General features: G+C 64.8%; 11 protein-coding genes. 10 read left to right on the top strand and 1 reads right to left on the bottom strand.

Translation table 11 applies throughout. The features are described 5' to 3' along the window. Nucleotides 1-43: 43 nt before the first annotated feature. A complete protein-coding gene (locus ACUIAG_RS02415) occupies nucleotides 44-1246 on the bottom strand; it encodes a TspO/MBR family protein (protein WP_445340045.1) in 1203 nt (400 codons plus the stop codon). A gap of 197 nt (nucleotides 1247-1443) precedes the next feature. Here ACUIAG_RS02415 and ACUIAG_RS02410 point away from each other — a divergent pair, with 197 nt between their 5' ends. The 10 genes from ACUIAG_RS02410 (at nucleotide 1444) to hemQ (ending at nucleotide 13874) form a co-directional block, all read left to right on the top strand. Continuing rightward, complete coding sequence (locus ACUIAG_RS02410; RefSeq protein ID WP_445340044.1) at nucleotides 1444-2046, top strand: DNA-3-methyladenine glycosylase I; 603 nt, start codon at nucleotides 1444-1446, stop codon at nucleotides 2044-2046. 162 nt (nucleotides 2047-2208) lie between these two features. Then, complete coding sequence (uvrA, locus tag ACUIAG_RS02405; protein WP_445340354.1) at nucleotides 2209-5130, top strand: excinuclease ABC subunit UvrA; 2922 nt, start codon at nucleotides 2209-2211, stop codon at nucleotides 5128-5130. Then, entirely contained in the window at nucleotides 5127-7427 is a 2301-nt protein-coding gene (gene uvrC, locus ACUIAG_RS02400; protein WP_306222203.1) for an excinuclease ABC subunit UvrC, read from the top strand. The genes uvrA and uvrC overlap by 4 nt, the downstream gene beginning before the upstream one ends. Nucleotides 7428-7476: 49 nt before the next feature. Beyond that, nucleotides 7477-8448: a shikimate dehydrogenase family protein gene (locus tag ACUIAG_RS02395; protein ID WP_445340043.1), complete on the top strand. Its 972-nt coding sequence runs from the start codon at nucleotides 7477-7479 to the stop codon at nucleotides 8446-8448. 2 nt (nucleotides 8449-8450) lie between these two features. Continuing rightward, entirely contained in the window at nucleotides 8451-9344 is an 894-nt protein-coding gene (gene rapZ, locus ACUIAG_RS02390; RefSeq protein WP_101432393.1) for an RNase adapter RapZ, read from the top strand. Between the two features lie 120 nt (nucleotides 9345-9464). Beyond that, nucleotides 9465-10424 (top strand): DNA-binding protein WhiA, encoded by a 960-nt coding sequence (gene whiA / locus ACUIAG_RS02385; protein ID WP_045935384.1) that lies wholly within the window; start codon nucleotides 9465-9467, stop codon nucleotides 10422-10424. Nucleotides 10425-10503: 79 nt separating this feature from the next. Further along, nucleotides 10504-11700 carry a phosphoglycerate kinase gene (locus ACUIAG_RS02380; RefSeq protein ID WP_445340042.1) on the top strand — a complete coding sequence of 399 codons (1197 nt, stop codon included), beginning with the start codon at nucleotides 10504-10506 and terminating at the stop codon, nucleotides 11698-11700. A 90-nt stretch (nucleotides 11701-11790) separates the two neighbouring features. Beyond that, nucleotides 11791-12573 carry a triose-phosphate isomerase gene (gene tpiA, locus ACUIAG_RS02375; protein ID WP_198200544.1) on the top strand — a complete coding sequence of 261 codons (783 nt, stop codon included), beginning with the start codon at nucleotides 11791-11793 and terminating at the stop codon, nucleotides 12571-12573. A 60-nt stretch (nucleotides 12574-12633) separates the two neighbouring features. Further along, complete coding sequence (secG, locus tag ACUIAG_RS02370) at nucleotides 12634-12882, top strand: preprotein translocase subunit SecG (RefSeq protein ID WP_045924434.1); 249 nt, start codon at nucleotides 12634-12636, stop codon at nucleotides 12880-12882. A 233-nt stretch (nucleotides 12883-13115) separates the two neighbouring features. Beyond that, nucleotides 13116-13874 carry a hydrogen peroxide-dependent heme synthase gene (gene hemQ, locus ACUIAG_RS02365; RefSeq protein WP_445340041.1) on the top strand — a complete coding sequence of 253 codons (759 nt, stop codon included), beginning with the start codon at nucleotides 13116-13118 and terminating at the stop codon, nucleotides 13872-13874. The last annotated feature ends 1 nt before the right edge of the window (nucleotide 13875 follow it).

The raw sequence follows: 13875 nt of genomic DNA, 5'->3' as shown, positions 1-13875 counted from the left end.
AGTGCGTCTCGGCTGACGGGGCAATGGATGGATCATGGATGGATCAGCGACGGACCAGCCTGAACTTGTCCCAGGGGAAGTAGACCAGGAAGGCGCCCACGGCGGTCAGGGCGATGACCAGCACGCCCATGGCGGCCGCGAAGGAGAAGATCCTGATGCCGATGCCCAGGCAGGCCCAGATGACCACCAGGCCGAAGACCCAGTCCTTGCCGTGCCTGTTCATCAGGTAGGCGACGGCCAGGAGGGCGCCGACCACGATGATGGTGGCGAATCCCTGGACGGCGTTGCCGACCTTGTGCCCGGCGACCACCATGTATCCGGCGTTGACCAGGGTGGCCACGCTCAGCCAGCTGGCGTAGATGGACAAGGGAATCCAGTCCAGGGCCTTGGCGGCGGTGGGGGTTCCGGCCTTGGTGGCGTCCCGGCGCACCAGGGCGTAGAGCATCCAGGCCAGCACGGTCAGAACGAGGATGATGACCAGGGCCCAGAAGTTGCGTTCCATGTGCCACAGGGCCAGCCAGGCGATGTTCAGGCAGCAGGTGGCCACGAAGAGCAGCCCACTCAGCGTGAAGGGCAGGAAGCCCAGGCGTTTGCGGCTTGGCCCGGCCAGGCAGAAGCGGAAGAGCCAGATGGCCAGGGCAATGTAGATGACCCCCCAGATGGCGAAGACGTATCCGGCAGGCATGATCCACAGGTCTACCTTGCGAGCCAGCCCGCCCACGGTCGTGCCATTGAAGTGGTAGACCTCCGCATAGCCGTTGAAGCCCACCATGGCCACCCAGGCCACCCAGAGCAGGATGTCCTCGAAGAGCTTCCAGCCGCGCCCCTTGGAGGATTCCTGCTCCTTCTCGGGCTGACCCTTCTTGTTCTGCTGTTCCTTTGCTTGGTGCTGTGCTTGATTTGATTCCTGTGCTGCCTTAGTGCTGCTGTTATCAGAGCGTTTCTCGCCTCTACTGGCGGTCTCATCTGTGCTGGTTTTTTCAGTCGAGGCCTTCTGCGACGAATCAACAGACTGCTTGGCTGAGGCACTTGAAGACGATGAACCTGAACTAGACGAATTTGAAGCCGAAGAATTTGAAGTCGACGCACCGGAAGATGCTGAACTCTCATTCCTCGAACTCCGGGCTGCCGATGACGAGCCCGAGGTTGATTGGCTGCCCTGCATGGCAGGGGAGGTGCGCTTGGCCCTCTCGACCGGGTCCTGGTCGTCGGTCCAGAGTCTGCGCGGATTGTCCTTGTCAGTCATGGCACATGCTTCCTCTCCTTGCCGGCCGCAACCGTACCGCCGCCATGGGGATGGCCCCGGGCATGGGCCGACCGGCCTCTGCTTCAACTCTAAATCGGCCAGCCCGGCTCAGTGGTATTGACCACCCGGACCGGGCGGCCGCCGGTGCTAGCCTGAAGCCAAATCCTGAAGCCAAATACTGCAGAGGGGAGCGTGAAGTGGCCGAACCTGTATATCGATGCGACTGGGCTCGGGTGGATGATCCGCTTATGCGCAGCTACCACGACCATGAGTGGGGCCGCCCCCTGCACGGCTCCCAGAGGCTCTTCGCCATGCTCTCCCTGGAGATATTCCAGTGCGGGCTCAGCTGGCAGCTGGTCCTGCATCGCCGCCAGGCCCTCTTCAAGGATTTCGACAACTTCGATATTCAAGCGGTCGCGGCCTTCGATGCCGACCGAATCAACTCTCTCATGGCTGACCCATCCATCATCCGCAATCGGCGGAAAATCGAAGCCACGGTCGCCAATGCCGCCCTGATCGCCCGCCGATTTCCCGGGGAGGCATTCGACCGCTACTGCTGGTCCTTCACCGGCGGGCTGACCATCAACCACGACTACCCGGACGATCCGTCCATACCGCGCTACGACCACCTGTCGGCCATCGTCTGCAAGGACATGCGCGACCTGGGCCTGCGCTTCCTGGGGCCGGTGACGGTCCATTCGTTTCTTCAGGCGGCCGGCATGATCAACGACCACCAGCACGACTGCTTCCTCAACGGCTGCGGCCGTCCGCCCCTGGATCCGCCCGCCCCGGCCATCTAAGCCGTCATCGAACACCTGTTCGAATTATTCGGCCCCGGCGATAGTATGGTCAGGCTTTGGCCTCAGCCTTGGCCATGGGTCTTCAGGGAAGCGGATGGGAAGCACGTGAAGCAGCAGAACAAGCCTAAGTCGACAGTGGACGCGGCAATCGAGAACCCGCGCATGATCGAATCCAAGGGGTCCCTGGTGGCGGACCTGTCCACGGTGCCCAACGACCGCAAAATCGTCATCCAGGGCGCCCGGGCCCACAACCTCAAGAACGTCAACCTGTCCATACCCCGCAACCGGATGGTGGTCTTCACCGGCCTGTCGGGCTCGGGCAAGTCCTCCCTGGCCTTCGACACCCTTTTCGCCGAGGGCCAGCGCCGCTACGTGGAGTCCCTCTCCGCCTATGCCCGCCAGTTCCTGGGCCAGATGGACAAGCCCGACGTGGACTTCATCGAGGGCCTGAGCCCGGCCGTCTCCATCGACCAGAAGACCACCAACCGCAACCCCCGGTCCACCGTGGGCACCATCACCGAGGTCTATGACTACCTGCGCCTGCTCTTCGCCAGGACAGGCATTCCCCACTGCCCGGTCTGCGGGGCCGAGGTGCGGGCCCAGTCGCCGCAGCAGATCGTCGACACCCTCATGTCCAGGCCGGAGGGGACCCGTTTCCAGCTGCTGGCCCCCATCGTCAAGGGCCGCAAGGGCGAGTTCGTTGAGACCCTGGAGCTCCTGCGCTCCGACGGCTACTCCCGGGCCATCATCGACGGGGACATGCACCAGCTGTCCGACTCCATCAAGCTGACCAAGCAGAAGAAGCACACCATCGAAGTGGTGGTGGACCGGCTGGTCATCCGCGAGGGCATGCGCCAGCGGCTGACCGACTCTGTGGAGACCGCACTGAGGCTGGCCAAGGGCACGGTGGTGGCCGACTTCGTGGATCTGGATGCCAAGGATCCCGACCGCCGCCAGCCCTTCTCCGAAAAGCGTTCCTGCCCCAACGGCCACGAGCTGGAGCTGGACGAGATCGAGCCCCGGACCTTCTCCTTCAATGCCCCCTACGGAGCCTGCCCGGCCTGCACCGGCCTGGGATTCAACCTGGAGATCGACCCCGAGCTGGTGGTGCCCGACCCGGAGAAGAGCCTCAAGGACGGGGCTGTGGAGCCCTGGAGCGGCACCAAGAGCCAGCAGCGCTTCTACGGCCACCTGCTGGACGGCCTGGCCAAGGAGATGGGCTTCTCCACCTCGACCCCCTGGAAGGACCTGCCCGAGGATGTCCGCCATGCCGTCATGTACGGGCACGACTTCAAGGTGGACGTCTCCTACCGGAACCGCTGGGGCCGCCTGCGCGAGTACACCACCGGGTTTGAGGGCGTGGTCCGCACCCTGATGCGCCGCCACGACGAGACCGACTCGCAGCCCATGAAGCAGTACTACGAGTCCTACATGCGCGAGGTGCCCTGCCAGGTCTGCCAGGGCAAGCGCCTGAAGCCCGAGGTCCTGGCCGTGACCGTGGACGGCCTGTCCATCGCCCAGGTCTGCGACATGGCCATTTCCGCCAGCCTGAAGTGGATTGAGGGCCTGCACATGGAGGGCGCCCAGGCCAAGATCGCCGGGGAGGTCCTCAAGGAGATCCGCGCCCGCCTGCGCTTCCTCAACGACGTGGGTCTGAACTACCTGACCCTGTCCCGGGCGGCGGCCACCCTCTCCGGCGGCGAGGCCCAGCGCATCCGCCTGGCCACCCAGATCGGCTCGGGCCTGGTGGGCGTCATGTACGTGCTGGACGAGCCCTCCATCGGCCTGCACCAGCGGGACAACGACCGGCTGATCAAGACCCTGCAGCGGCTGCGCGACCTGGGCAACACCCTGATTGTGGTCGAGCACGACGAGGACACCATCCGCCAGGCCGACTGGCTGGTCGACATCGGCCCGGGAGCCGGCGAGCACGGCGGGGAGGTCATCTTCTCCGGGCGCTCGCAGGACCTGGTCAAGGCCTCGCGTTCAATTACAGCAGACTACATCGCCGGACGCCGTTCCATCGAGGTGCCCAAGCGCCGTCGAAAGACCAGCAAGACCCGGCAGCTGACCGTGGTGGGGGCTCGCGAGAACAACCTGAAGAATCTCAAGGTCTCCTTCCCGCTGGGAGTCATGACCCTGGTCACCGGCGTCTCCGGCTCCGGCAAGTCCACCCTGGTCAACTCCATCCTCTATCCGGTGCTGGCCGACCAGCTCAACAACGCCCGCATCGTGCCCGGCAAGCACACCCGGGTGGAGGGCGTTGACCAGGTGCGCAAGGTCATCCACGTGGACCAGAACCCCATCGGCCGCACCCCGCGCTCCAACCCGGCCACCTACACCGGCGTCTGGGACAAGATCCGCCAGCTCTTCGCCAAGACCCCCGAGGCCCAGGTGCGCGGCTATGGTCCAGGCCGCTTCTCCTTCAACGTCAAGGGCGGCCGCTGCGAGACCTGCCACGGTGACGGAACCATCAAGATCGAGATGAACTTCCTGCCCGATGTCTACGTGCAGTGCGAGACCTGCCATGGCAAGCGCTACAACAGGGAGACCCTGGAGGTCACCTACAACGGCAAGACCGTCTCGGACGTGCTGGACATGCCCATCGAGGAGGCCGCCCGCTTCTTCAAGGCCTATCCCTCCATCGCACGCTACCTGGACACCCTGGTGGACGTGGGCCTGGGCTACATCCGCCTGGGCCAGCCGGCGCCCACCCTGTCCGGAGGGGAGTCCCAGCGGGTCAAGCTGGCCACCGAGCTGCAGCGGCGCTCCGACGGCAAGACCGTCTACATCCTGGACGAGCCCACCACGGGCCTGCACTTCGAGGACGTGCGCAAGCTGCTCAAGGTCCTGCACGGCCTGGTCGACAAGGGCAACACGGTCATCGTCATCGAGCACAACCTGGATGTGATCAAGACCGCCGACTGGATCATCGACCTGGGACCGGAGGGCGGCGACGGCGGCGGCACCGTGGTGGCCCAGGGCACCCCGGAGCAGGTGGCCGCCAACCCGGACAGCTGGACCGGCAAGTACCTCAAGCCCATGCTCGATCCCGCCAAGGTAGCCAAGGCCACACGATCATGACCCGCAGCTGCTTCGAGCGGCACACGCCGCAGGTATGGCGACGCACCGCCCAAGCCCTGGAGGAAGAGTCCGCCACCGGCGCCACGACCGGCGTCAACAAGAACGGCGCGCCCCTGCTGGGAGACAGCCGGGACCTCTTCCGCCCCAAGACCTCCGACATCCCCGCCCAGCCGGGGGTCTACAAGTGGCGGGACGGCGACGGCCGGGTCATCTACGTGGGCAAGGCCAAGAACCTGCGCAACCGTCTGACCAACTACTTCCAGCCATTGGAGAACCTGCACCCGCGCACCCAGACCATGGTGCTGACGGCTCGGAGCCTGGAGTGGACCGTGGTGGGCACCGACCTGGAGTCCCTGACCCTTGAATACACCTGGATCAAGGAGTTCGATCCGCACTTCAACGTCAAGCTGCGCGACGACAAGACCTACCCCTACCTGGCCGTCTCCGTGGGCGAGGAGTTCCCCCGGGTATGGATGACCCGCGTGCGCAAGCGGCACGACACCCGCTACTTCGGCCCCTACGCCAAGGTATGGGACATGAAGCACACCCTGGACGCCCTGCTCAAGACCTATCCGGTGCGCACCTGCACCCCCGGCGTCTTCCGCAAGGCCAAGCTCAGCGGCCGCCCCTGCCTGCTGGCCTCCATCGGCAAGTGCTCAGCCCCCTGTGTGGGCCGGATCAGCGCCAGCGACCACCGGCGTCTGTGCACGGAGCTGACCGGGGTCATCACCGGCAGGCTGGGCAAGAGCTACCGGGCCGGGCTGACCAGGAGCATGCAGAAGGCCAGCAAGGAGCTGGACTTCGAGAAGGCCGCCCGCCTGCGCGACCAGATCGCCATGCTGGACACGGTCATCGAGCAGAATGCCGTGGCCTTCGCCTCCAACGTGGATGTGGACGTCTTCGGCGTGGCCTCTGACGAACTGGAGGCCTCGGTCCATGCCTTCTTCGTGCGCTCGGGCGCCATCCGCGGCGAACGCAACTGGAGCGTGGAGCGGGTCGAGGACGTCTCCGACAGCGAGCTGATCAGCGACCTCTTGGTGCAGGTCTACTCGGATCTGATGAATGAGAACGACAGCGAGCTGCACAAGCTGCCTGGGGATTCCGAGACCCAGGTCTCCATCAGCCAGGACAGGGATGCCATGGGCTCCACCCAGAGGGTCACGGCCCTGGATGCCGAGGCCCGGGCCAAGGCCACCAGGAGCCGACACCAGCATCAGGATCAGACCGGACGCGCCGACCTGCTGGCCCCCATCTCCCCGGTGCCTCCCGAGGTGATCGTCCCCATCCAGCCCGACCGTACCGGCGACCTGCAGGAGTGGCTGCGGGGGCTGCGGGGGTCCTCAGTGACCATCCGGGTGGCCAGCCGGGGTGAGAAGAAGTCCCTGATGGACCGGGCCAACGCCAACGCCCGCCAGGCCCTGCAGCGCAGCAAGCTCAGCCGCATGAGCGACATGGGCACCCGCACCCAGGCCATGAACGACGTGGCCAAGGCTTTGGGTCTTGACCGCGCCCCGCTGCGCATCGAGTGCTACGACATCTCCAACACCGTGGGCGGCCAGTTCCAGGTGGCCTCCATGGTGGTCTTCGAGGACGCGGTCCCCAAGAAGTCCGAGTACCGCCGATTCGCCATCCGCGGCGAGGACGGCAAGGGCGCTGTGGACGACATGAGCGCCATCTACGAGACCCTGACCCGGCGCTTCCGCCATGGCAACATCGCAGGCGACAGCGGCGACAGCATGGAGGCCGAGCGAAAGGCCAACGACAAGGCACCCGAACTGGTGGAGCAGGAGGAGGGGGCCATCGTCCAGCAGAACACCGCCGCCCGCCACTTCGCCTACAAGCCCAACCTGATCGTGGTTGACGGCGGCAAGCCCCAGGTGACCGCCGCCGCCCGGGCCCTGCACGACTGCGGGGTGGATGATGTGGCCCTGTGCGGGCTGGCCAAACGCCTGGAGGAGGTCTGGGTGCCCGACGACGACTATCCCATCATCCTCAAGCGCCAGTCCGAGGGCATGTACCTGCTGCAGCGGGTGCGCGACGAGTCCCACCGCTTCGCCATCACCTACCATCGGCAGACCCGGCGCAAGGGTGCCCTCCGGTCGGCCCTGGACGAGATTCCGGGCATCGGCCCCGCCTACCAGAAGAAGCTGCTCAATCACTTCGGGTCGGTCAAGCGCATGCGCCAGGCATCCCAGGAGGAGCTGGAGGCCGTCAAGGGCATCGGATCCGCCAAGGCCGAGGCCATCTACCAGGCCCTGCACAGCGACCAGGATCAGGCCGGGGACAGCCAGCGATAAAATGGCTCAGAAGGCTGGCAGAAGGCCATGCCCTGATCTTGATTGGTGCGTGATTGCAGATATGAATGGGCCTGATCGTCGTTGTGCCGTCCTGGGCGACCCCATCAGCCATTCCCTGTCGCCACTTTTGCATAGATCAGCCTATGCCGCGCTGGGCCTGGACGGCTGGCGCTACGACCGTGTGCGCATGGACGCTGACGGCCTGCCGGACTTTATCCACGGCCTTGACCAGTCCTGGGCCGGTCTCAGCCTGACCATGCCCTTGAAGAGTGCCGTCGGACCCTTGGGCGATTTTCGTGACTGCTGGTCCCAGACCCTAAAAGTGGCCAACACAGCAGTCTTTGCACAGGGCGGCCCAGCCAGGGGCCTGTCCCTCTACAACACCGACGTGGAGGGGATCGTGGCCGCCCTGCTGGAGGCTGCCGACCGCTGCCGGGCCGACGACGACCCTGACGATCTGGCCGCCCTGCTTAAGGCAGCCGGTCAGGGTCGTCAGGACCGGCTTTCTGACCAACCGTATGGGGGAGCGCAGGCCCTGGTCATCGGCAACGGGAACACCGCCGAGTCCGCCTTCTGTGCCTTGAAGGTGCTGGGGGTCGAGCGTGCGGACCTGCTGGCCCGCAACCCGGAGCACTGTGACCACATGCTGGACCTTTCCTCCCGATTGGGCCTGCCTGAACCAAACGTGACCGCCATGGACCGGGCTGAGGCAGCTGAAAGGGCATTGACCAAGGCTGATATTGTCGTCTCCACCCTGCCTTCGGGTGCAGCCGACCCCCTGGCCGATTTGTTCAATACGGCTGATGGCGGCAGTCGCATGAGCCCGGTCCTGCTGGATGTGGTCTATGACCCCCGACCCACCCCGCTCATGAAGGCCTTCTGCCGACGGCCGGGCGCACGGGCCATCAGCGGTGAACGCATGCTGCTTTATCAAGCCGTGCGTCAGGTGGCGCTGATGACCGACCGACCCTTGGCCGCTGTTCCGGTGGCCGCCATGGACCAAGCCTTGAGGGAGGCATGACGATGACGACGGAAAAACCGCCCTTCGCAGGCTTCGAGGTACTGCTGATCACCGGCATGTCCGGCGCAGGCCGCTCCCGCGCCGCCGACTCCATGGAGGACATGGGCTGGTATGTGGTCGACAACATGCCCCCGCGCCTGCTGGTCCCACTGGTCGACATGATGACCTCCGCTGGAAGCTCCCTGCACCGCCTGGCTGCCGTCATCGACGTCCGGTCCCGCTCCTACTTCGACGACCTGTCGGCCGTGCTCAGCCATCTGGACGACCTGGGCGTGCGTTGCCGCATCCTCTTTCTGGACGCCTCCGACCAGGTGCTGGTCAAACGCTATGAGTCCGTCCGCCGTCCCCACCCCCTGCAGGGCTCGGGCCGCCTGATCGACGGCATTCACGAGGAGCGCCGCCTGCTGGGCGGTCTCAAGGAGCGCGCGGACATGGTCATCGACACCTCCAACCTGAGCATCCATCAGCTCTCCACGCGCCTCTACGAAATGGTCCTGGGCTCCGGCCCGACCACCGTGGGCGTGCACATCATGAGCTTCGGATTCAAGTACGGCCTGCCCATCGATGCCGACTTCGTAGCCGACGTGCGCTTCCTGCCCAACCCCTACTGGGTCCCCGAGCTGCGGGACCTGAACGGCCATGACGGCCCGGTCCGCGACTATGTGATGGCCAGCAAGGGCGCCAAGGAATTCCTGGATGCCTACACCACCGCCATCTTGACCGCGCTCAGCGGCTATGCGCGCGAGGACAAGCACTATGTGACCATCGCCTTTGGCTGCACTGGCGGACAGCACCGCTCAGTGGCCATGGCCGACGCTCTGGCCGCCCGTCTGCGGTCCCGGGGAATGGAGGTGACGGTCTCGGCCCGCGAGCTGCCGCACCGTTCCCGCGGATAGCCAAAGGCGCAATTTGTCCAAGATATTCGGTATCACAGTAATCCGGTGGTCGCCACGGCAGGTGTGTCGTGCGGCCGAGAAGTATTCATTTTTCAGTATTTTTTCGTAGGAGGACGGCTCTTGGCCCTACTTGATGATGTCAAAAGCGAGCTGGCCGCGATTGACAACGAACCCCCCTCTGCCAAGAAAGCACAATCGGCGGCCATGATCCGCTTCGGCGGCGGACTGCACATCATTCAGCGTCACATTGTGGTGGAAGCGCAATTCGACTCCCTGCCGGCAGCGCAGTGGTTGCAGAACACCATCAGGGATGTCTACGGTCATGATTCCGATCTGATCCAGGTCAAGCGGCAGGCCCCCACCGGCAACCTGACCCGCTACTCGGTCCGCGTGCTGCGGGCGGGCGGCGCCCTGGCCCTGCAGACCGGCCTGTTGGACCGCCGCAAGCATCCGGTTCGCGGTCTTCCCGCCGACATCGTCTCCGGCAACATCGCCCAGGTCAAGGCCGCCTGGCGAGGGGCCTTCCTGGCCCATGGCGAGCTGTCCGACCCGGGCAAGGCCTCCTACCTGGAGATCGTCTGCCCAGGATCCGAAGCCGCCCTGGCCCTGGTGGGCGCCGCCCGCCGCCTGGGCATCAACGCCAAGGCCCGCCAGGTGCGCAGCTCCGAGCGCGTCACCCTGCGTGATCCGGACGTCATCGAACGCATGCTCAACCTGATGGGCGCCCCCAAGTCCTCCCGTGAGTGGACCGGCAAGCGCAGCGACGGTGAATCCCGCGGCAAGGCCAACCGCCTGGCCAACTTCGACGATGCCAATATGCGCCGCTCCGCCAAGGCCGCCGTCGAGGCCAGCGCCAAGGTCACCAAGGCCTTTGAAATTCTGGGCGACGACATCCCCGAGAACCTGCGTGCGGCCGGCCAGCTTCGTCTGGACCACCGCGAGGCCTCCCTCGAAGAGCTGGGTCGCCTGGCCGACCCGCCGGTCACCAAGGATGCCATCGCCGGACGCATCCGCCGTCTGCTGCAGCTGGCCACCAAGGTTGAAAAGAAGAGGGCCGAGGAACAGGCCAAACAAGAGTGAGATAGCTCACACAGGTCGGTCTGCCTGAGTACCATGGCAGGGGAGCGGGCGCATGGACCCGCAGTCAGAAAGGATACGCATGAAAACACTGAAGAGCCTCGGTGATCTCAAGGGCAAGCGCGTGCTCGTCCGCGCGGACTTCAACGTGCCGCTGGACGGCACCGCCATTACGGACGACGGCCGCATCCGCGCCGCCTTGCCAACCATCGAGCAGCTTCGTGGCCAGGGCGCCAAGGTCATCCTCATGGCCCACCTGGGTCGCCCCAAGGGCAAGGTCGTTCCCGAGCTGAGCCTGGCCCCTGTGGCCGCCCGCCTGGGCGAGCTGCTGGGCGTGCAGGTCCCCCTGGCCGAGGACACCTATGGTCCCGATGCCCATGCCAAGGTGGCCGCCATGAACGACGGCGACGTGGTCCTGCTGCAGAACGTGCGCTACAACCCCGAGGAGACCAGCAAGGACGAGGCCGAGCGCGACGCCTACGCTCGCAAGATCGCCGACCTGGGCGACGTCTTCGTCTCCGACGGCTTCGGCGTGGTCCACCGCGCCCAGGGCTCCAACTACTCCGTGGCCAAGTTCCTGCCCTCTGCCGCAGGCCTGCTGGTCGAGAAGGAAGTCAAGGCCCTGTCCAAGGCGACCGAGAACCCCGAGCGGCCCTTCACTGTGGTCCTCGGCGGCTCCAAGGTCTCCGACAAGCTGGGCGTCATCGAGAACCTGCTCAGCAAGGCCGACCGCCTGGTCATCGGCGGCGGCATGGTCTTCACCTTCCTCAAGGCCGAGGGCTACGAGGTCGGCTCCTCCCTGCTGGAGGAGGATCAGGTAGACACCGTCAAGGGCTACATGGCCACCGCCCGCGAGAAGGGCGTGGAGCTTGTCCTGCCCACCGACATCGTGGCGGCTGACGAGTTCAAGGCGGATTCGCCCCACCAGGTGGTTCCTGCCGACGGCATCCCCGCAGACAAGATGGGTCTGGACATCGGTCCCGACTCCCAGAAGCTCTTCCACGACAAGATCATGGACTCCAAGACCGTGGTCTGGAACGGCCCCATGGGCGTCTTCGAGTTCCCGGCATTCGCCGATGGCACCCGGGCTGTGGCCCAGGGTCTGGTCGACGCCACCAAGGCCGGAGCCTTCACCATCGTCGGAGGCGGCGACTCCGCCTCGGCCGTGCGCAACCTGGGCTTCCCCGAGGATGGCTTCTCGCACATCTCCACCGGCGGCGGCGCCTCTCTGGAGTTCCTTGAGGGCAAGGAGCTTCCGGGCCTTAAGGTGCTGGAGTAAGATCGGCAGACAGACGGGCAATGCCGGGTCACCGGGTTTCGCATCCGGCGGCCCGGCATTGTTGTTGTTGCGCGGATGGAAAGGTCTGGTATGGCACGCATTCCCCTGGTGGCCGGCAATTGGAAGATGAACTTCGACCACCTGGAAGCCACCTATTTCGTGCAGAAGCTGGCCTGGCTCCTGCGCGACGCCCACTTCGACCGCAGGCGCTGCCAGGTGGCTCTGATGCCCGCCTTCACCGCCCTGCGTTCCGTCCAGGTGCTGGTGGAGGCCGACAACCTGCCCATCGAGTATGGGGCCCAGGCCGTCTCCGTCACCGCCCAAGGTGCCTTCACCGGGGATGTGTCCGCCGACATGCTGGCTCAGCTGGGCTGCAGCTACGTCATCGTGGGCCACTCCGAGCGGCGCAAGTACCATCCCGAGGACGATGCCAACATCGTCGACCAGGTCCGCGCCGTCCTGGCTGCGGGCATGACGCCCATCCTCTGCGTGGGGGAGAGCTACGAGGAGCGCCGCCAGGGCATCCAGTTGGACTTCGCCGTTGGCCAGGTCAATGACGTCACCCGCGACCTGGCCAAGGAGGACATGGAAAACCTGATCGTGGCCTACGAACCGGTCTGGGCCATCGGCACGGGCATGGTGGCCACCCCGGACACCGCCCAGCAGGCCGCCCGGGCCATCCGCGACCATATCTCAAGCAAGTTCGGGGAACCGGCCGGCCAGGCCGTGCGCATCCTCTACGGCGGCTCGGTCACCTCCAAGAACGCCTCCCAGATGATCACCCAGCCGGACGTGGACGGCTTTCTGGTGGGCGGCGCCTCCCTGGATGTGGAGGAGTTCTCTCGAATCGTGCGACTGGCCGCCAAGGGCTGATGCGTTTTTCCCTGGGTATCTGTATACTTGTTCCCAGTTCCTTACATGGAGGTATGTGCCGTGACCATTGTCAAGATTGTGCTCGAAGTCGTTGTGATCCTCGCCAGCATACTGCTGACCATGCTGATTCTGTTGCACAAGGGCAAGGGCGGCGGCCTGTCCGATATGTTCGGCGGTGGAATCGGCTCCAACGCGGGCACCTCGGGCGCAGCCGAGAAGAACCTGAACCGGCTGACCATTATCGTGGCCCTGATCTGGGTGGCCATCATCATCGCTCTGGATCTCATTTCCAAGTACAAGCTGGCCTGATCCCTGCAGACAATACCTGAAATACTTGACCCCGGCATCGACCGGGGTTTTTCCATATTTGAATGACTTTAGTGCAGTGCTCTTAGTCCTTGACTATTACCAGAATATGTCATTCACAATGCATCGATAATCCAACAATTCAGCCGTCTGACGGATAGAGTGGAGAACGGTGTGCCCGACGAGCGGCGCATCACACAATGCCGTGCAAGCTAAGCAAGCGAAAGGAAGTGCTCATGGCTGAGCAAGCTGCACCGAGCCTGGAGGGCTGGTTCTGCCTCCACCTCTTCTGGAAGATCGATTGGGCCAAGTGGCGCCGAGTGCCCCAGGGCGAACGCCGGGAATGCCTGGATGAGTTCAAGGCCCTGGCCGCACAGCTGGACGAGGTCCAGTCCCAGGGCAAGGGTAGCCACTACTGGTGCCAGGTCAACGGGCAAAAGGCCGACCTGGGCCTGATGGTCCTCAGGGAGAGCCTGGACCAGCTGCAGGAGGTCGAGACCTCCCTGGAGAAGCTGCGCATCTCCGATTATCTGGAGCCGACCATCTCCTATGTGTCGGTCACCGAGGTGGGCCTTTACTCGGGCAAGCCGACCACGGACCGCGGCTGGTCCTACGTCAACGCCAGCCTGCATCCCAAGACGCCAGACAAGCCCTACATCTGCTTCTATCCCATGTCCAAGACCCGCGTCCCAGGCGCCAACTGGTACACGCTGCCCTACGACCAGCGCAAGGCCTACATGCACGACCACGGCAAGATCGGCCGCTCATACGCCGGCAAGGTCTCCATCATCCTGACGGGCTCCATCGGCCTGGACGACTACGAGTGGGGCGTCACCCTCTTCGCCGACGACCCTGTCCAATTCAAGAAGATCGTCACCGAGATGCGCTACATCGAAGCCAGCTCCATCTACGGCGAATTCCCCTACTTCCTGGTAGGCACCCATACCGATCCCGAGCGCATTGACAGGCTGCTCACGGACCAGATGGGACAGTAAC

The sequence above is a fragment of the Bifidobacterium sp. ESL0825 genome (genome assembly GCF_052606465.1).
The sequence above is the reverse complement of the archived record's forward strand: the minus strand, read 5'-3'. Positions and strand labels throughout refer to the sequence as shown.